The sequence below is a fragment of the Massilia sp. H6 genome (assembly GCF_024802625.1).
Taxonomy (GTDB): Bacteria; Pseudomonadota; Gammaproteobacteria; order Burkholderiales; family Burkholderiaceae_D; genus Telluria.
Map to the genome: position 1 here is coordinate 3,705,560 of NZ_CP103371.1, position 18,719 is coordinate 3,724,278.

Sequence of the window (18,719 nt, forward strand, 5' to 3'; positions counted from 1 at the left end):
AGTTTTAGCGAATTTGAAAAAAAATAGCCGAATACGCTGCAAATTACCTGCCATGAATAAATTTGTTAAAACCAAGGCAAGTATTAAGCCGTATATAAAAGACAATCACCTTACATTTAGTAACATTCTTGATAATAAAAACCAAATGAATCAATAGAGAACGTCTTATGAAAAAAAACCCGGCATCACCGGGTTTTTTTAATGGAGACGATTTAAAAACGTCAACGCCAGGTTGCAGCACCATTGACGGTTCGCTTATCGTCCAGGCGTCCATCGAAAATATAGGCGGCAGAGCCGCCACGCTCGTTTGTCAGGATGCCTTGCACGTTGAGCACCCCATGGCGCCCCTCCGATGCATTGCCATACATGCGGCCATCCCCTTTTACGATACCGTCGGCGCCTACACGCACGACATCGCTTGCGGTGGTCACATCCATCCGCGTCGTGAAGCTGCGCTCGCCAAAATCAACCGTCAGGATGCCGTTGGACAAAGTAGCAGGCGCGGCCACTACATTACCAAAGCCGTATTCCGTGGTCACGATCGCTTCACTGCCGCGCAAGGAAAAACCAACCGACCCATTATTTGGCGCCACATAATCTTTTCCGGGCGAGCGAAATAGCGCGAAGTATCCAGACAGCGCTAATAGTTCATTCCTCTTGCGCTCTTCTGACAGGTCAATGCTGGCATACCGGTTCATCGCAGGCTGCCAGCGCCCCCAAATCGCAGTCCGCTCCGGCAAGACAGGCGCCACGTCAATCACAGGTGGAACTTCGACTACCGGTGGCGTAAGCACAGGCGGACTGATTACCGGCGATTCAACTCCAGGCATGGGTGCCGGGATCGGCACGGGATTGGCCGTGGCCAGTTTTTCAATAGCTGAGTTCAAACCCGAATTCTTCATAGCCTCGACACCAACGCTCGCTTGCGCCGACACCGCGCCGATACCGTTCTTGACCAGCGGCTCGTCGCCGCGCGGCGGCGAGACCTGATCTGGCGACAAGGGGCTGCTCTCCATGAGCTGCGGCGCTGCCTGGCCGCGCCGCACCTGCACCAGGCGGCCGCGCTGAGCTGCGCTGAGCTCGCGGCTAGCCGCGCCCTCGCAGGGCCCGCCGCCCTCCGGACGGCAGGCGCCCGTAAAGCCGCTGACCACCACGCCGCCGGAAATCACGGCCACGCGCGAGGTATCGTCATCGGTGAATACAGTAAAGTCGGTGCCGCGCACGCCGATTGCCGCCACCGGGGTATTGAAACGGAAATTCTGGCGCGCCAGCTTCACCGCCTCGCCCGACTTGCTGCGCGCAACGCCGCTGAGCAGTTCGAGCTTGATGCGGGTATTGGCCGGGTTCTTCTGGTCGATGCGGTAGGTGACAATCCGCGCCCTGGTATTCGGACGCAGAATGAACAGGCCGCTATCGATCGTCTTTACATAGATGAATCCATCGCCGCCGGTACTGAGCATCTGGCCCTCTTGCACCGAAGCGCCTTCGCGCGCGGTAACCTCGCCCGCCCTGGCAGTGCCGGCGACGAAGATAATCTTGCCAGCATCGGCCGCATGGGCCGCATGCGCCGCGCAGACTAGCAGTGCAGTCAGTAGTAATTTTTGCAAGATGCCTCCCCTTTTCCTTCCAATGTACCGCGCTGGCGAACTGCGGATCTGTGACGTCTGTCACATTTTATCGGAAAGGCTCGGCTCGTCTTGAACTATTACATTTCGTCGTAATTCAATCAAGCCAATGCGCAGCAGCAACTATGCACGCTATACTCACTGATCTTTTAACCGGAAGTACGCCTGTACACTGCTGCGCGTGGCTGAACCAAGATCACAAGCCCGACTCCGCGGACGCTGGGTCATTGCTACGCTGGCATTCCTGCTGACCCTGTGGTCACAATATGGAACCCTGGCGCAACTGTTGTTTAAAAGCAACGAATCCCATGCGGTTGCGCGCGCAGTCGCAACGACCCATTCCGATCTGTTGTTCCTGGCCAACGAACGCATGCGCGATATGTTCCTGCGCATGCAAGCTAGTAGCGCGCCAGAACCGCGCATTCTGGTGGTGGACATCGACGAAGCCTCGCTGAGCGAACTGGGTCCATGGCCCTGGCCGCGCGAGCGCCTCGCCCACCTGGTGGAAATCTTGCTAACCACTTATGGCGCACGCGGCGTCGCGCTCGATATCGTGCTGCCGTCCGCCAGCGACTTGCCGGGAGACCTGCGCCTGGCGCTGCTGGCCCGGCACGGCCCGGTGGTGCCGGCCCAGGCGTTCGACTTCGACGTTGCGGGCACCCGGCCGCAGCAACTGCGCGACGGGCGCCTCGGCGGCGCCACCCCTGCCTACCGGGGCGGCATCCCTGCCAGCGGCTATGTCGGCAACTACCCGGCGCTGGCCGAAGCGACCCACATCGGTGCCATCGGCTTCATCCCCGATCCCGATGGCGCACTGCGCCGGGTGCCGCTGGTCACCGCATTCGAGGGCCGTCATTATCCAGCGTTGGCGCTGGCACTGGTCAACTGCTGCGCAGGCAAGGGGCCGCTGGCGCTCGAAGACACCGGCTTGATGCGGGTGCCGTACCGGCGCGACTGGTCAGCCTATACCGTGGTGAGCGCTGCCGACATCCTGGCCCAACGCATCGCACCGAGCAGCGCCAGTGGACGCCTGGTAATGGTGGGCTCATCCTCGCTGGGCATGGCCGACCGCGTGGCCACGCCGCTGGCGGCGAGTCGTCCCGGCTTGGGCGTGCAGGCAACCATCCTGTCGGCCCTGCTCGACCGCCAGGCAGGCAGCACCCCCGCGCCTTGGCCGGCACGCGCCCTGGCGTCACTCTTTGCGCTGGTATCGGTAGCCGGCTGCATGCTGCTGTTTCCACGCCTGTCGGCCGCCGCCAGCGTCGGCCTGCTCGCTGCCAGCTCGGCTCTGTGGCTGGGGCTGGCCTATGTAGCGAGCAGTCACGACCCGGACTTCGCGCCGGTCGGACCGCTGGCGACCAATTTATTCTTGCTGGCTGTGGCCGTGCCCTATCAGTGGCAGATGGCACAGGGCCGTTCGCGCCACCTGCTGCAGACCTTGCGCCAGTACGTAGCACCGGCCGTGGTCGAGGAACTGCTGCGCAGCCAAGAGGAAGACCCGCTACGCCCGCGCCAGCGCGACGTCACCACGCTGGTGGCCGACATGGAAGGCTATACCGGCCAGGTCGAGACGCTGCCGGTGGCCGAGGCGGCGCAGCTCACGCGCGACTTCCTTGATTGCCTGACTGGACCGGTGATCGACCACCAGGGAACGCTCGACAAGTACACCGGCGACGGCATGATGGCCTTCTGGGGCGCGCCCCTACCGCTGGATGAGCACGCCGACCTGGCGCTCGACGCCGCGCGCGCCATCACGCGCCGCGTGGCAAACCTCAGCCGCCAGCGCGAACGCGCCGGCTACCAGCCGCTGCGGGTACGGATCGGCATCGAAAGCGGCATCGCGATGGCCGGAGATTTTGGCACTTCCTTCCGCAGCATTTATACTGCGGTGGGCGACAGCGTCAACACCGCGGCCCGGCTCGAACAGGTCGCCCGCGATTTTCCCCACAACGTCATTATCGGCCCCGGCGCCGTCGAACGAGCGCGCCGGCACCGCTTCCTCGCCCTGGGCGAGCAACTGCTGCGCGGTAAAGAAAAACCAACGCCTTTGTATACTCTCGACACCAACACGAACCCACCAGCCACGCCAGCGGCGGCGGCCGACACGGGACCGCTCGCATGAAGCCTCGCGTTTGCATCCATCTTCTCGCCAGCATGCTGGCCTGGGCGCCGGCGCTGGCGCCGGCCCAGGACATCGGCGTCGATACCCCACCACCTGCCGGCGCGGGCGCACGCCAGCAGGTGCTCTACCAGGAAGCCTTGCAGTCGCTGGCCGAAGGCCGCAAGACCGACGCATCGAGCGCGCTGTCGCGCCTCATCGTGCAGGAACCCGAGCACGCCGGCGCCTGGCTCGACCTGGCGCTGATCCAGTGCGGCCTGGGCAACGCCGAGGAAGCCGAGCGCCTGTTCGCCAATGTCGAGACGCGTTTCTCGCCTACGCGCGAGATCCTCGAACTGATCGGTGAAGCACGCGACTCCGGCTGCAGGCCGGCGGCCCCGGCCAGTTCGGCCAGCGTGAATGTGGGCCGCGGCTTGGACGACAACGTCAACCAGGGCGCCAGCAACTCGACCTTCATCGTCACCGGCTCGGACGGCGACATCGCATTGCCGCTGCTGGAAGACTTTTTGCCCAAGCGCGACGGCTATACGAGTGTCGGCGCCGACTATGTGCGCGCGGCCGGGGCCAATGGCAGCCTCGGATTCCTGCAGCTACAGCAGCGCCGCTACGACAGCATGCGCACGTATGACACCGGCGCGCTGTATGGTGGCATCGAATCGCCCTGGCGCTTCGGCGCCTGGACCCTGCGCACCACCGGCTCGCTGGGCTTGACGACGATGGGCGGGCAGCTCTACCAGAAGCAGGCCCAGGCCCAGGTTCGGGTGGCCCCGCCGCTGCCGCTGCCGGCGCGTACCCAGTTCTACCTGACAGCCAGCGCCACCCACACCAGGTACCTGACCCTGCGTTCTTTCGATTCCGACCTGTTCGAAGCGCGCGCGCTGCTGGCCCACCAGGCGGGAACGCTGGCTGCCAGCGCCACCGTGGGCCTGCTCGACGACCGCGCCCGCGGCGCTCGCCCAGGCGGCAATCGCCATGGCAACTACCTGACCGTGTCGCTGCGCCGACCACTCGCCCAGGACGTCCGCGGCGAACTGTCATGGACCCGCCAGCAATGGGACAGCGCCACTCCTTATTCGCCGGAACTGCTGATCGACCAGGTGCGCGCCCAGCGCACGCAGGTGCTGCGCGCGGTGCTCACTTATCAGTTCGCCCGGAACCAGACTGTTGCGCTGGAGGGACGCATGGTCCGTAACCGCGAGAACATCAGCATCTTTCAGTACAATAACCGGCAACTGCAGCTGAGCTGGCAATGGCAGTACCCGTGACCCAGGCGGTACAATCGCCGGGTTAACAATCACGAAGGCTTGCCGATGGCGCCGGAAGTATGGATGTTTGTCTGCGCCGCAACCGTGCTGGGTGCCGGTTGTCTGGTTCCCAATCGCTGGCTTCCGCCCCTGCCCAACGATAAGTTCCTGCATTTTGCCGCATTTGCAGTGCTGACCGTACTGGCACTGCGGATCGCCCGGGGACAGGCCGAAATCGCCTGGTGGCTGGGCGGCCTGCTGGTGGGTGGCTGGCTGGTCGAATGCCTGCAGCAACTGGTGCCGGAGCGCCGCTTTTGCTGGCGCGACCTGGCCGCGAATGCCGCCGGCATCGCCGTCGTCGCCCTTCCCGCCTTCGCCCTCGGGCATTTTTGACGAGACCGATCCATCGATGAGTTCTTCCGCCAAATTATCCCAGCAGCGCGATCCGGCCGAGCAGTCTGCGCAGCCGGCTGCGCCCGAGCTGCAAAAACAGCAGATCCAGGTCAACCTGCGCAAGATACCTCTGTTGTCCGACCTGGCCGACGAGGAAATTCTTCAGGTCAAGGGCGAGCTGCGCTACCGGCATTACCCGAAACGTTCAGTGGTGCTGCACAAGGGCGGTAGCGGTGACGGTTTGCTGTTCTTGCTGTCGGGCCAGCTGCAGGTGGTCGACGTGACCGAAGACGGACGCTCGGTCGGCTTGCGCATGCTATCGGCCGGCGACTTCTTCGGCGAGATCGCCCTGATCAACGATTCGACCCGTTCGGCCTCGGTGGTAGCAACTACCGAAGTGCTGGTCGCCTTTTTGCCGGCCGCCGTGGCGCTGCACCTGTTCTCGCATTCGCCCTCGGTGGCGCGCAAGATGCTGGGCCACCTGGCGCAAAAGATCCAGCGCGATTCGGAATTCCGCGCCCTGCTCAGTATTAACAATACGACGCGCCGCATCTTTACCTATATCGCCCTGATGCAGCAGATCGACGGCCCCGACGGCACCCGCGTGATCGAAAACCTGCCAACCCACCAAGACATTGCCAACATGATCAATACGAGCCGCGAAACCGTCACCCGGGCCTTGTTGACGCTGGTGCAGCAGGGGGTGGCGCAGAAGGAGGCACACCGCTTGATCATCCTGGATCCGGGGGCGTTGCAGAGGTTGGTGCAGGGAACCTGAGGTTGCGCTCCTGGCTCTAGGCCCGACGGGGAACGGGCAGCGCCAAGCCCAGCCTTGGTTGCATTGGACAGGGTGCGGCGCCTCCAGCCCCGTGATACATTTCTGCCATGCCTGGCACCCTGCCGGCTTGATCTTTCTGTCCCCTCGGAGAACCACCATGAGCATCCCGACCGGCAGCAGTCTCGGCAAAAGCATCTCGTACGTGGTGGCGCTGACCGGCACCATTCTGATGATTCCGCTGGTGGCGATGCAGTTCACGCGCGAAGTCGACTGGACCGGGTCAGATTTTGTGGCCGCAGGCATTGTGCTGATGGTGACCGGGCTGGCATTCATGTTTGCGTCGCGCAAGCTCAAGACAGCGACACAGCGCGCGACGGCGTGTGGAGTGATTGCGCTGGCTTTCCTGTGGCTGTGGGCGGAGCTGGCGGTAGGGGGTTTTACCGATATGGGTAGTTGAGGTTTACGTTTCGACGATACAAGCCTTCGTCGAACTTGCCCAACACACGGTTAAACACCAGCGAAGCCTTTTCCTGGCACTGCTTATTGAACCAAGACAAGATGTTACACCTGTAACAACGGGCCGGCTGTTGGATGAAGTATAATTTCGGGCTCATCCGGCTCAGCCATTCCACATGACCAACACCCTGACGCACCCGACCGGGGCGCTGCCAGCACGGGCCGCCTCATGATCTCGCCCCTGATGCTGCGCGGCCTGTGGGCCTACCGCGGTTTCGTGCTGGGCAGCGTCAAGCGCGAATTCCAGTCGAAATACGTCAACGCCATGCTCGGTGCCGTCTGGTCCGTGCTGAGCCCGCTCGCGATGATTCTTGTCTACACCGTGATCTTTTCCGAGGTCATGCGAGCCAAGCTGCCCGGCAACGATTCCGGGGTCGCCTATTCGATCTACCTGTGCGCCGGCATCCTGACCTGGGGATTGTTTGCCGAGATTGTTGCACGCGGCCAGAACATGTTTTTGGAGCAGGCCAATCTGATCAAGAAGATCAGCTTCCCACGCATCTGCCTGCCGCTCATCGTGGTGCTCAATGCACTGGTCAACTTCGGCATTATCTTCGGTCTGTTCGTCGTCTTCCTACTCGTGTCCGGCCACTTTCCGGGGGCGGTGTTTTTCGCCATTATTCCGGTACTGGTGCTGCAGATCCTGCTAGCCATCGGACTGGGCATGGTCAGTGGCGTCCTGAACGTGTTCTTCCGCGACGTCGGCCAGTTCGTGACGATCGCGATGCAGTTCTGGTTCTGGCTCACGCCGATCGTCTACCCGGCCAGCATCCTGCCCGAAGAAGTGCGCCCGGTACTGGTCTATAACCCGATGGCCGCAGTGGTGCAGGCGCACCAGGCGATCCTGGTCGAAGGCGCCCTGCCAGACTGGAATTCGCTGATCCCTGCGGCACTGATGGCGCTGTTGCTGTGCATCCTTGGCATGCGCCTGTTCCGCAAGCGCTCGGGCGAAATGGTGGATGAACTCTGATGGGCAGCATCGTCGTCTCCAAGCTGGGCAAGGCCTACAAGCAGTACCCGACACGCTGGTCGCGGCTGGGCGAGTGGCTGCTGCCGCTGCGCGGCCCGCGCCACAAGCTCAAATGGGTGCTCAACGATATCAGCTTCCAGGTCGCGCCCGGCGAAGCCGTCGGCCTGATCGGCATCAACGGCGCCGGCAAGAGCACCCTGCTCAAGCTCATCACCGGCACCACCCAGCCGACCACCGGGACGGTGCAGATGCAGGGCCGCGTGGCCGCCTTGCTGGAACTGGGCATGGGCTTCCATCCCGATTTTACCGGCCGCCAGAACGTCTACATGGCCGGGCAACTGCTGGGCATGACGGTCCCCGAGATCAGCGCGCTGATGCCGCAGATCGAAGACTTCGCCGGCATCGGCGAGTACATGGACCAGCCGGTGCGCGTCTACTCGAGCGGCATGCAGATGCGGGTGGCGTTCTCGGTGGCCACCGCGCAGCGCCCGGACATCCTGATCGTCGACGAAGCGCTGTCGGTGGGCGACGCCTATTTCCAGCACAAGAGCTTCGATCGCATCCGCCAATTCCGCAAGGAGGGCACTACCCTGCTGCTGGTCTCGCACGACAAGCAGGCGATTCAGTCGGTGTGCGACCGCGCCATCCTGCTCGACGGCGGCTGGCTGGCCAAGGAAGGCCGGCCGGAAGAGATCATGGACTACTACAACGCCATGATCGCCGAGCGCGAAAACGAGACCGTGCGCCTGCACGAAGCCCAGGGCGGCAAGGTCCAGACCATCTCGGGCACCGGCGAAGCCACGGTCGGCGACATCGCCCTGTTCGATGACACCGGCGCACGGGTCGAGGTGGTGGACGTGGGCGCGGCCGTGACGCTGGAAGTACGGGTGCGGGCCAATGCACCGATTCCGCGCATGGTACTCGGCTACATGATCAAGGACCGTCTCGGCCAGCCGATGTACGGCACCAATACCCATCTCAAGGGCATGGCGCTGGACAGTGTCCAGGCCGGCGAAGAAGTGATTTACCGTTTCGCCTTCCCGATGAACCTCGGGCCCGGCACCTATTCGGTCGCGACCGCGATCGTCAGTACCGAGACCCACCTGGTGAACAACTACGAGTGGCGCGACCTGGCCCTGGTCTTCACCGTGATGAACATGCGCCGCCCGCACTTCGAGGGTTCGGCCTGGCTCGACCCGGCCATCGACATCCACCGCACATGATCCTACGTCCATGAGTTTAATTTCCTACGCCCAGAATTCCGAGGATGTGCTGCTGTGGCGCGCGCTCGGCCACGTCAAGAATGGCTTCTACATCGACGTCGGCGCCAACGACCCGGTCGAGCACTCGGTCACCAAGGCCTTCTACGACGCCGGATGGCGCGGCATCAGCATCGAGCCCCTGCCCGCCTTCCACCAGGCTTTCCTGGATGCCAGGCCGCGTGACGTCAACCTGGCGGTAGCGGCAGGCAGCACGAATGGCGAGCTGGTGCTCTACGACGTGCCGGCCGTGCGCGGCTGGGCCTCGCCCGAACAGTCGGTGGCCGAACTGCACCGCGCCGAAGGCCACCAGGTCGCCGAGCTGAAAGTGCCGGTGCGTACCCTGGCCTCGGTGTGCGAAGAGCATGTCCAGGGCGACATCCACTTCTTGAAGATCGACGTCGAAGGGTTCGAGGGCGACGTGCTGCGCGGGATGGACTTCGCGCGCTGGCGGCCATGGGTGCTGGTGATCGAGGCGACGCTGCCGAACAGCCGGGCCACCAACCACCACACCTGGGAACACCTGGTAACCGGCCAGCGCTACCGCTATGCCTGGTTCGATGGCCTGAACCGCTATTACGTGGCCGATGAACATGCCGAGCTGATGGCGCACTTTGGCGTCCAGCCGAATGTCTTCGACGACTTTATTTCGCATCACCTCGACAAGGCGTGGACCTCGTCGAAGGACCTCACGCGCGCACTGCGCGACTCCGAGCAGCATGCCGCGGACATCGGCCAGCGCGCCGAGAGCGCCGCGCAGGAAGCGGCGCGGGTGGCCCTGGCGCTGCACGAAGAAGTGGCGTACCACCGGCATTGCTTCGACGACGCCAGCGCGCGCGCGGACGAACTGAAAGACCAGCTCGACGCCGCCTGGGCGCGTGCCGAACACCTGGCCCAGGAAAAAATGCACGCCGACGCCAGCATCACCGCCCTGCAGCAGGCCGTGGCCGCGGAACAGGCGAACGCCGAAAAGCTGCTGGCATGGGCCAAGAGCCTTGAAGCGACGGTGATCGCTGTCCACAACAGCACTTCGTGGAAGCTCACCTGGCCGCTGCGCGCGGCCGGCCTGGCCGTCCGCACGCTGCGCCGGCCCGACCTGGGGCGGCGCGTGGTCGCACGCCTGTCCCGCGTCGAGGCGCTGCGGCGCCTCGTGCTCCCGGTGCTGCTGCGTTTCCCGCGCCTGGGCCTGCGCGTGCAGGTGATACTGGCCGCGATCAAGCAGTTGCCGCCCGAGCCGTTGCCGGAAGGCGTCAAGCCCGTTCCCGACGAGTTGCGCCCGGTGCCGGCCTCGGTGCGGATGGTGCTGTCGGACCTGCAGCGGGCTCGGCGCCGCCTTACCGGCCGCCAAGGCTAACTGAGCTACTGAAAAGATACTGGACTATGCGCATCGTTATCGACCTGCTTGAACACCACGGCCGCGTGGACTCCGCCGCGCTGGCATTGACGCAAGAACTGCTGCGCCGCGCCGGCGCGCGCGAGGTGCATCTCGCCCTGCCACTGCTCGATCCGGTCAGCCTGCAGACCCTGCGCGCCAGCGGCCTGCTGCCGCGCGAGCGGGTGCGCGCCTTCGACCTGCCGGCGGGCGGGCGCGTGCGCGCGCTGGTGCGCCGGCATGCGCTGGCCGGCCTGCGGCCCGATGTAGTGCTGGTGCCGGTACGTGCGCTGCGCAGGCACGGCGCCGCGACGCCCGCGGCGGCCCCGCTGCCCTGCCCGGTACTCGAGACCGAATGCCGCGGGGTCGATATCGACGCGCTGCTGGCCGCGCTCGACGCCAGCGCCGGAGAACAGGCACCAATCCAGCACCAGGCCGCGCGCCCGCGGCTGGCCTACGTGTCGCCGCTGCCGCCGGAAAAATCCGGCATCGCCGACTACAGCGCCGAACTGGTGCCGCAACTGGCGCATTACTATGACATCGAGCTGGTGGTGGAGCAGGACCAGCAACAGGTCACCGACCCGCGCCTGGCCGGCTTGCCGCTGCGCGACGCCGGCTGGCTGCGCGAGCACGCGCACGAGTTCGACCACGTGCTCTACCACTTCGGCAACTCGCACGCACACAAGCACATGTTCGAACTGGTGCGCGAGGTACCCGGCATCGTGGTGCTGCACGACTTCTACCTGTCCGGCGTGCTCGACAACCTCGAGCGCGAGCAATACCTGGACAAGGGCTTTCTGCAGGCGCTGTACGAATCGCACGGCTACACCGGCGTGCTCGGCCACCGCCGCGAAGGCCGTAATCCGTCGATCTGGAAATACCCGCTCAACAAGGGCGTGCTCGATAATGCCCTGGGCGTGATCGTCCATTCCGATTTTTCGCGCGAACTGGCAGTGCAGTGGTACGGCCCCGGCGCGGCCGACACCTGGCGCACCATTGCGCTGCTGCGCGGCAGGCCGGAGGGCGCCATGGCGCAGCAGGGGCCGGCTGCCGCGCGCAGTCATGCGCGTGAGCGCCTGGGGCTGGACGAGAAGGCCTTCGTGGTCGCCACGTTCGGCATGCTCGGGCGCACCAAGCTCAACGCGGAGCTGCTGGAAGCCTTCCTGGCCTCGCCGCTGGCGCTCGACCCCGACTGCCACCTGGTGTTCGTGGGCGAGAACGATCCGGGCCCGTATGGCGCGCAACTGCGCGAGCAGATCCTGGCCAGCCCGGCCGCCGGACGGATCCGCATCACGGGCTTCGTCGATGCCGCGGTTTACGCGCATTACCTGGATGCAGCCGACGCCGCGGTACAGCTGCGCTCGTCAACCCGGGGCGAGACGTCGGCGGCGGTGCTCGACTGCTTGCTGTATGGGCTGCCGACGGTGGTCAACGCGCACGGCTCGACCGCCTCGCTGCCTGATACGCTGCTGCTCAAGCTGCCCGACGAATTCGCGGTCGGCCAACTGGCCGAGGCACTGGCCCGGCTGCGCGGCGACCCAGCACTGCGCAGCCGCCTGGGCGCCCGTGCGCGCGCGCACATGGCCGAACACCATGCGCCGGCCCATGTCGGCGCCCTGTACCGCGACGCCATCGAGGGCTTCGCCCACCGCGGCGAGCCGGTTGCCTACCAGGACCTGGTAACTGCCGTGGCCCCCCTGTGCCCGACGCAGGAATTGCAGCAGCTGGCGGCCGCGATCGCGTTCAACCGCGCCCCTGCGCAGCCGCGCCAGCTGCTGGTCGATGTTTCGGCCGTGGTGCAGTCCGATCTCAAGACCGGCATCCAGCGCGTGGTACGCAGCATCCTGCTGGCGCTGATCGCCGACCCGCCGGCCGGTTTCCGGATCGAGCCGGTGTATTCCACCGGGGGCAACCGCAGCTACCTGTACGCGCGCCGTTTCGGACTGAGTCTGGTGGGCGAGACCGAGCTGGCACTGGAAGACGCGCCCGTGGACCTGCACCCCGGCGACCTGTTCTTCGGCCTCGATTTGTTCACCACCGGCACTTCGCAGAACGAGAACCTGCTGCTGTCGATGCGCGACCGCGGCGTGGGCATCTATTTCGTGGTGTTCGACATCCTGCCGATGTTGCGCCCGGATGTGTTTCCTTTCGGTGCAGAGCAATATTTTGGCGAATTCCTGCGCACCGTGCACAAGGTCTCGGACGGGGTGCTGTGCATCTCGCGCGCGGTGGCCGACGAACTGGGCGACTGGATCGAGCGCCAGGGCCTGCAACGTCGCACACCCTTGCAGCTCGGCCACTTCCACCTCGGCGCCGACATCAATGCCAGCGCCCCGAGCTTCGGCCTGCCGCCCGATGCCGACCATGTACTGGCCGCGCTGGGCGAGCGCCCAAGCTTCCTGATGGTGGGCACCGTAGAGCCGCGCAAGGGCCATACCCAGGCGCTGGCCGCCTTCGAACTGCTGTGGCAACGCGGCGAGGACGTCAACCTCGTGGTAGTCGGCAAGCAGGGCTGGATGATGGAAAAGCTGTGCGAGCGCATGGACGCGCATCCGGAAAAATCCAGGCGCCTGTTCTGGCTGCCGGGGATCTCGGACGAGATGCTGCTCAAGCTGTACGACGGCTCGGCCGCCCTGCTGGCGCCGTCGGAAGGCGAAGGCTTCGGCCTGCCGCTGATCGAGGCGGCCCAGAAAGGCATCCCGATCCTGGCGCGCAGCCTGCCAGTATTTCGCGAAGTGGCGGGCGAGCACGCTTTCTATTTCGACGGACTGGACCCGCAGGACCTGGCCAGTGCAGTCAGCGCCTGGCTGGGGCTGCAGCAAGCCAGAAAGACGCCGCAGTCGGTCGGCATGCCGTGGCTGACCTGGGATGGCAGCGCGAAGCAGGCACTCGATGCCCTGGTGGGCCAGCAGTGGTACCGCACGCTACCGGGAACGGAGGACCGCCTTGCTTGAACGCATTGCTGGCAAGCTGTGGCAGCCGCACGTCACCGACCGCGGTGGCAGGCAGCCGTCGGGCAAGCCAATGTGGCGAGCAGCGAGGCTGGCGCAAATCCAGCCGCCAGGATTTTGCCATCCTTGCGGTATGCTCACGCGCACGCCCCATATGCACCACCTATCGACTTGTACGCCATGAACGCACCCAATATCACCAGCATGAACGCCCCAATCCGCCGCGCCTTTGGCAGCGCGGACGCGATCGCGGTCGTGATCCCGTGCTACAAGGTCACCCGCCACATCCTGGGCGTGATCGAGGGCATCGGCCCCGAAGTCGCGCGCATCTACGTCGTCGACGACAAGTGCCCGGACGCCAGCGGCGCCTTCGTGCGCGCCAACTGCCATGATCCGCGCGTGACCGTGCTGGAACATACCGAGAACCAGGGCGTCGGCGGCGCTGTCATGACCGGCTACCGCGCCGCGATCGCCGATGGCGCCAAGGTGATGGTCAAGATCGACGGCGACGGCCAGATGGACGGCGCCCTGCTGCCGAACTTCGTGGCGCCGATCCTGGCTGGCGAAGCCGACTACACCAAGGGCAACCGTTTCTTCAACCTGGAGCGGATCGGGGCGATGCCGCCGATGCGCCTGTTCGGCAATGCCGTGCTGTCGCTGATGACCAAGCTGTCTTCGGGCTACTGGGACCTGTTCGACCCTACCAACGGCTACACGGCGATCCATGCCGATGCGGCGCGCTACCTGCCTTTCGAGAAGATCAGCAAACGCTATTTCTTCGAATCGGACATGCTGTTCCGCCTTAACATTCTCGGCGCGGTGGTGTCGGACGTGCCGATGGACGCTGTCTATGGCGACGAGGTGAGCAACCTGAAGATTTCCAAGATCGTCACCGAATTCTTTTCCAAGCATGTGCGCAATTTCGGCAAGCGCCTGTTCTACAATTACTACCTGCGCAACATGTCGGTCGCCTCGATCGAACTGCCGCTCGGGATCCTGCTGCTGGCCTTCGGCGCCGTTTTCGGCATCTCGCACTGGATCGTCTCGGCACGCTCGGGCGTCGAGACGCCGGCCGGTACCGTCATGCTGGCCGCACTGCCGGTAATCATGGGCGTGCAGCTGATCCTGGCCTTCCTGGCGCACGACGTGGCCTCGGTGCCGCGCCACCCGCTGCACAAGAAAACCCTGTACCGCAGCAGCACATGACAGTGGCGCAATTGGCTTCGCGCTTGCTGTCGCGCCAGTTTGCCGTTTTCATCGGCGGCGGGCTGCTGTGCGCGCTGGTCGACGTCGGCCTGATGCAGCTGCTGCTCAGCGGCGGCATGGCCAGCACGGCCGCCGCCAGCGCAGGCTTCGGCGCCGGGCTGCTAGTGAACTATGCCTTCCACAGCCGTGTTACCTTCAACACTGCGGCCAGCCCGGCCAATTTCACGCGCTACCTGTGCGTGGTGGGGGTGAACTACTTGCTCACCATCGGCTGCGTGGCGCTGGCCGAGGCCAACTTAGACAACCCGCTGCTAGGAAAGCTGCTGTCGCTGCCGCTGGTGGCAGTGAACGGCTATCTGCTCAGCAAATACTGGATCTTCAAGTGATGCAGCCGATGCACTTTGCGCCCGTACGCAACGACCCCGCCGCCCTGGCCCGATACGGCGCGCTGTTCGCCGCCTGCTTCCCCGATAGCGGCAAATTCACGCCCGCCTACCTCGACTGGCTGTATGTGGCCAATCCGGACGGCGCCGCGCTCGGTTTCGACGCCTGGGATGGCGAGCGCCTCGCCGCCCACTACGTGTGCGTGCCGGCGCGCGCCTGGGTCGAGGGCCGGGAAGTGCTGGTGCTGCTGTCGCTCAATACGGCGACCCATCCCGACTACCAGGGCAAGGGGCTGTTCACCAAGCTGGCGGCGATGACCTACGAAGCAGGCGCCCAGGCCGGTTTCGACGGCGTGTATGGCGTAGCCAACGCCAACAGCACCCCGGGCTTCGTGCGCAAGCTCGGCTTCCAGCTGGTGCGTCCACTGGAAGCGCGCGTGGGCCTTGGCCGCCTGCGGCATGCGCCCAAGCCGCAGGCCAGCGCGCTGTCATTCGAACGCAGCTGGACACCGGAAACGCTGGCGTGGCGCTGCGCCAACCCGCACAACCGCGTACACGCGGTACCCGGTCACGGCGGCAAGCCTCTGCAACTGCATGCGGCGGCCATGGGCAGCTTGATTCCGGCCTACGCCGAACTGGAAGCGCCAGCTGCGACAGCGCCGATCGCCGGCGCAACGTCCGTGCTGTCGCCGCTGCGCCTGTTTATCGGATTGGCGCCGGACGCCACCAGCAGCTACTGGAATTACGCCAGCATCCCGATGCGGCTGCGGCCCTCGCCGCTGAACCTGATCTGGCGCGCATTCGCGTCGCACACCCCTGCCCTCGACCCGCGCCGCATTGCGTTTAGCTTCCTCGACTTCGATGCCTACTGAGACCGGTCCTGCGAGCGCTCCGGCCGCGCTGTTCCTGTTCGCCCACCAGGACGACGAGTTCGGCGTGTTCCAGCGCATCCTCGACTGCCGCGCACGCGGGCTGCGCGTGGCCTGCGCCTACCTGACCGATGGCCGCACGGCAAGCGCCAGCGCCGAGCAGCGCAACAGCGAATCGCTGGCGGTGCTGGCCGGGCTTGGCGTGGCGGCGCAAGACGTGTATTTCGCCGGTCTCGAACTGGGTATCGGCGACGCGCAGTTGCCACTGCATCTGGAGCGCGCAGCGGGATGGATCGGGCGCTGGCTCGACCGCTACCGGCTAATCGACTCGCTGCACGTCACCGCCTGGGAAGGCGGTCACCACGACCACGACGCGCTGCATGCGCTGGCGGTATTGCAGGCCGCCGCGCGCGGCCTGTTGGCGCGCACCTGGCAGTTCTCGCTGTACCAGGCGCGCGGCTTGCCCGGCCCGCTGTTCCGGGTGCTGGCGCCGCTGCCGGCCAACGGACCGGCGCGCGCCACGCCAATTCCATGGCGCGCCCGCCTGCGCCACCTGCGCGCCTGCCTGTCCTACCCGTCGCAGCGCACGACCTGGATCGGGCTGTTCCCGTTCGTGGCGCTGCACTATCTGCTGCGCGGCGTCGAGCAACTGCAGCCGGTCGCCATCGCGCGCCTGGCCGAACGCCCGCACGCCGGTGCCCTGTATTACGAAAAACGCCAGTTCTTTACCTGGCCCCAGTTAGACGCCGCGCTCGCCCGCTGGCGCGCCACCAATTCCGCCACCTGAAACAGCAAGAGGTTCACTGCATGACCCCGCCCGACTCTGTCCTGCGCCGCCACCCGTGGTCGCTGGCCCTGCCCTTCGCTCTCGCCTGCATCGCATGGTTCCTGTACCAGCGTAATGTCGGACTGCACCCGACCATTTTCGCCGACGAGTGGTACTACAGCAAGATGGCGCGCCTGACCGCACTGCCCGATGCAATTGTCCCGTCCTATCTCTACCTGTGGATCTTCGGCTTCACCAAGGCTTGCGGCGACGGCTACATGGAATGTGTACGGGCCGGCAACCTGGCTTTGTTCATGGCTGCCGCGCCCTTTGTCTACGCGGTCACGCGCCGCTTCACAAGCAGCCTGGTGGCGTTTGCCGTGGCGGTGCTGTCGGCGCTTGCACCGCTAAACGTGTACACCGCCTATTTCATGCCGGAGACCACGTATTACTTTGGCTTTTGCGTGCTGAGCTGGGTGGCGCTCACGCGCATGCACTGGCACCCGATGTGGCAGGCGCTGGCGGTCGGCACGGTACTGGGCGTCATGAGCCTGGTGAAAGTGCATGCGCTGTTCCTGCTGCCGGCGCTGTGCCCCTTCCTGGTCTATGCGAGCTGGCACCGCGGCGGGCCATGGCTGGTGCGCGGCCTGGTGGTGGCCGCTGCAACCGCAGTATTCACGGTCGTTATCAAGTTTGGCCTGGGCTGGCTGATCGCCGGCGAGGCCGGCCTGAGCCTGCTTGGCCCCTTCTACCAGGGCGCGGTCAACGCCAGCGGCAACTCCAGCACGTTCCGGCTGCTGGCGCCGGCGTTCATCAACGGCCGCGGGCACCTGATGGCGCTGGCGATCCTGTACGGCGTACCGCTGGCAATCCTGGTGCACGAATTGCTCACCCGCGCCCTGCGCCCACGCAGCGCGGCCGGTGCTGCCGACCCGCGCAACTTGTTGCACATTTATACCTTCCTGACCCTGGGCGCCGCGGCCGGCGTGACGGTACTGTACACCGCCACCCTGGACGCGCCGGGCAGCAGGGAAATCCTGCGCTTGCACCTGCGCTATTACAGCTTCGTGTTTCCACTGCTGTGCATCGTGGCTGCGGCCGCGATCTCGCCGCGCCAGCAGGATCGGGCGGCGTCGGCCCTGCCATGGCTGCGCTGGGTGCTGGCGCTCGCCCTCGGCGCGGTGCTGGTGTTCTCGCTATCGAGACTGCATGGTTACGCGTTGAACACCGTGGATGGCCCCGACATTGGTGGTATCGACCTGCTCGGCCCGCCAGGCATGATTCTTATCGGGCTGCAGCTTGCGCTGTTGCTGGCCTGGGCGGCCCGCCTGCGCGCCGCGCCACTGCTGTTCGTGTTCGTGGCCCTGCCGGCTTCGCTGGCGGCCAGCCATGACGGCGCCGGCCGCTACCTGGCTGCGCACCGCCCCCCGGGACACGCCGACACGGTCGGCAAGTTCATGCGCCAGACCGTGCCGCCAGCCGACCGTGGCCAGGTGGTGGTCGCCGGCACGGACATGACGCAAATCATGCGCGTTCAGTTCCACCTCGACCATCCGGACAGCGTGCCGCTGATGCTCGAGACGCCGGGACCGATCGCCGACTACCTGGTGCCAATCAACAAGAAGTGGATGGTCTTGCTGGGCGACCAGAACCAGCTTCCGGATAGCCTGACCCGGGTGCTGCACACGCCCCACTACACCGTGGTGCGCCTGCCGGAACCAGACCGCCCGGTGGGACGCCTGCATCTGTCGGCCCAGCCCGATCCGCAATTCATCACCGCAATGGCAGGCTTGTCGCATGCGGAAGCCTGGGGCCGCTGGTCGGACGCCAAGCAGGTGGTGATTCACTTCGCACAGCCGCTGCCGCGCCGTGTCGGCGTGGTGCTCAATGCGCGCGCCTATGACATCAATGCGACCCTGCCATTCACGGCCCACGTCGGCGGTGTGACGAAAGAATTCCGGGTTGGGTGGCATCTGCAGGAAATCGGCCTGCATTTCGATACCGACGGCAGCGCGCGCACTCTGGTGATCGACGTGCCGCAGCCGGTGTCGCCGGCCGAACGCGGCTCGCCAGGCGATCCACGCAAGCTCGGCATCGGTATTGCCGAAATCACCATCACCGACGGCAGCCTGCCGGCGCAGGCCACGCGCTAATCGGGATACAGGCCGGTAAACAACAACAGGCGCTGGAGAGCGCCTGTGCATTGACTGCTTGCCGGCGTGATCATGCCGGCGCGGTTGTCAAACGATGGATTGAACGGCGCGTGCC

Annotated in this window: 15 protein-coding genes; 14 read left to right on the plus strand and 1 reads right to left on the minus strand. The window is 65.3% G+C overall.

The annotated features are described in order from the left end of the window. Positions 1–221 precede the first annotated feature (221 nt). On the minus strand, positions 222–1,607 hold the full coding sequence (locus NRS07_RS16600) for a FecR family protein (protein ID WP_259208906.1): 1,386 nt from the start codon (positions 1,605–1,607) through the stop codon (positions 222–224). 304 nt (positions 1,608–1,911) lie between these two features. Between NRS07_RS16600 and NRS07_RS16605 the strand changes: the two genes are divergently transcribed. The 14 genes from NRS07_RS16605 to NRS07_RS16670 all read left to right on the plus strand — a co-directional run bounded on the left by NRS07_RS16605 (position 1,912) and on the right by NRS07_RS16670 (position 18,604). Then, entirely contained in the window at positions 1,912–3,747 is a 1,836-nt protein-coding gene (locus tag NRS07_RS16605) for a CHASE2 domain-containing protein (RefSeq protein WP_259208909.1), read from the plus strand. Further along, entirely contained in the window at positions 3,744–5,009 is a 1,266-nt protein-coding gene (locus NRS07_RS16610; RefSeq protein ID WP_259208910.1) for a M48 family metallopeptidase, read from the plus strand. Before NRS07_RS16605 ends, NRS07_RS16610 begins: the two co-directional genes overlap by 4 nt. Before the next feature lie 45 nt (positions 5,010–5,054). Then, complete coding sequence (locus tag NRS07_RS16615; RefSeq protein ID WP_259213312.1) at positions 5,055–5,381, plus strand: hypothetical protein; 327 nt, start codon at positions 5,055–5,057, stop codon at positions 5,379–5,381. A 16-nt stretch (positions 5,382–5,397) separates the two neighbouring features. Further along, positions 5,398–6,159, plus strand: a complete 762-nt coding sequence (locus NRS07_RS16620) for a Crp/Fnr family transcriptional regulator (protein WP_259208911.1) — start codon at positions 5,398–5,400, stop codon at positions 6,157–6,159. Positions 6,160–6,316: 157 nt separating this feature from the next. Beyond that, the gene (locus NRS07_RS16625) at positions 6,317–6,616 is read left to right on the plus strand and encodes a hypothetical protein (RefSeq protein ID WP_259208913.1); all 300 of its coding nucleotides are present in this window, start codon (positions 6,317–6,319) and stop codon (positions 6,614–6,616) included. A gap of 228 nt (positions 6,617–6,844) precedes the next feature. Then, on the plus strand, positions 6,845–7,645 hold the full coding sequence (locus NRS07_RS16630; protein WP_307729901.1) for an ABC transporter permease: 801 nt from the start codon (positions 6,845–6,847) through the stop codon (positions 7,643–7,645). Further along, positions 7,645–8,868 carry an ABC transporter ATP-binding protein gene (locus NRS07_RS16635; RefSeq protein ID WP_259208914.1) on the plus strand — a complete coding sequence of 408 codons (1,224 nt, stop codon included), beginning with the start codon at positions 7,645–7,647 and terminating at the stop codon, positions 8,866–8,868. The genes NRS07_RS16630 and NRS07_RS16635 overlap by 1 nt, the downstream gene beginning before the upstream one ends. 10 nt (positions 8,869–8,878) lie before the next feature. Continuing rightward, on the plus strand, positions 8,879–10,258 hold the full coding sequence (locus tag NRS07_RS16640; RefSeq protein WP_259208916.1) for an FkbM family methyltransferase: 1,380 nt from the start codon (positions 8,879–8,881) through the stop codon (positions 10,256–10,258). Positions 10,259–10,284: 26 nt separating this feature from the next. Continuing rightward, positions 10,285–13,230, plus strand: coding sequence for a glycosyltransferase (locus NRS07_RS16645; RefSeq protein ID WP_259208918.1), 2,946 nt, complete (start codon positions 10,285–10,287; stop codon positions 13,228–13,230). A 177-nt stretch (positions 13,231–13,407) separates the two neighbouring features. After that, the gene (locus tag NRS07_RS16650) at positions 13,408–14,433 is read left to right on the plus strand and encodes a glycosyltransferase family 2 protein (RefSeq protein WP_373889832.1); all 1,026 of its coding nucleotides are present in this window, start codon (positions 13,408–13,410) and stop codon (positions 14,431–14,433) included. Beyond that, entirely contained in the window at positions 14,430–14,819 is a 390-nt protein-coding gene (locus tag NRS07_RS16655; RefSeq protein ID WP_259208919.1) for a GtrA family protein, read from the plus strand. Before NRS07_RS16650 ends, NRS07_RS16655 begins: the two co-directional genes overlap by 4 nt. After that, the gene (locus tag NRS07_RS16660; protein WP_259213317.1) at positions 14,819–15,688 is read left to right on the plus strand and encodes a GNAT family N-acetyltransferase; all 870 of its coding nucleotides are present in this window, start codon (positions 14,819–14,821) and stop codon (positions 15,686–15,688) included. The genes NRS07_RS16655 and NRS07_RS16660 overlap by 1 nt, the downstream gene beginning before the upstream one ends. After that, on the plus strand, positions 15,678–16,472 hold the full coding sequence (locus NRS07_RS16665; RefSeq protein WP_259208921.1) for a PIG-L deacetylase family protein: 795 nt from the start codon (positions 15,678–15,680) through the stop codon (positions 16,470–16,472). The genes NRS07_RS16660 and NRS07_RS16665 overlap by 11 nt, the downstream gene beginning before the upstream one ends. Positions 16,473–16,492: 20 nt before the next feature. Next, positions 16,493–18,604, plus strand: a complete 2,112-nt coding sequence (locus tag NRS07_RS16670; protein ID WP_259208924.1) for a hypothetical protein — start codon at positions 16,493–16,495, stop codon at positions 18,602–18,604. The last annotated feature ends 115 nt before the right edge of the window (positions 18,605–18,719 follow it).

What these genes read in the sequence shown, in the direction of transcription:
- NRS07_RS16610 (WP_259208910.1), top strand. Translation starts at nt 3,744, where the DNA reads ATGAAGCCTCGCGTTTGCATCCATCTTCTCGCCAGCATGCTGGCCTGG.
- NRS07_RS16615 (WP_259213312.1), top strand. Translation starts at nt 5,055, where the DNA reads ATGGCGCCGGAAGTATGGATGTTTGTCTGCGCCGCAACCGTGCTGGGT.
- NRS07_RS16620 (WP_259208911.1), top strand. Translation starts at nt 5,398, where the DNA reads ATGAGTTCTTCCGCCAAATTATCCCAGCAGCGCGATCCGGCCGAGCAG.
- NRS07_RS16625 (WP_259208913.1), top strand. Translation starts at nt 6,317, where the DNA reads ATGAGCATCCCGACCGGCAGCAGTCTCGGCAAAAGCATCTCGTACGTG.
- NRS07_RS16630 (WP_307729901.1), top strand. Translation starts at nt 6,845, where the DNA reads ATGATCTCGCCCCTGATGCTGCGCGGCCTGTGGGCCTACCGCGGTTTC.
- NRS07_RS16635 (WP_259208914.1), top strand. Translation starts at nt 7,645, where the DNA reads ATGGGCAGCATCGTCGTCTCCAAGCTGGGCAAGGCCTACAAGCAGTAC.
- NRS07_RS16640 (WP_259208916.1), top strand. Translation starts at nt 8,879, where the DNA reads ATGAGTTTAATTTCCTACGCCCAGAATTCCGAGGATGTGCTGCTGTGG.
- NRS07_RS16645 (WP_259208918.1), top strand. Translation starts at nt 10,285, where the DNA reads ATGCGCATCGTTATCGACCTGCTTGAACACCACGGCCGCGTGGACTCC.
- NRS07_RS16650 (WP_373889832.1), top strand. Translation starts at nt 13,408, where the DNA reads ATGAACGCACCCAATATCACCAGCATGAACGCCCCAATCCGCCGCGCC.
- NRS07_RS16655 (WP_259208919.1), top strand. Translation starts at nt 14,430, where the DNA reads ATGACAGTGGCGCAATTGGCTTCGCGCTTGCTGTCGCGCCAGTTTGCC.
- NRS07_RS16660 (WP_259213317.1), top strand. Translation starts at nt 14,819, where the DNA reads ATGCAGCCGATGCACTTTGCGCCCGTACGCAACGACCCCGCCGCCCTG.
- NRS07_RS16665 (WP_259208921.1), top strand. Translation starts at nt 15,678, where the DNA reads ATGCCTACTGAGACCGGTCCTGCGAGCGCTCCGGCCGCGCTGTTCCTG.
- NRS07_RS16670 (WP_259208924.1), top strand. Translation starts at nt 16,493, where the DNA reads ATGACCCCGCCCGACTCTGTCCTGCGCCGCCACCCGTGGTCGCTGGCC.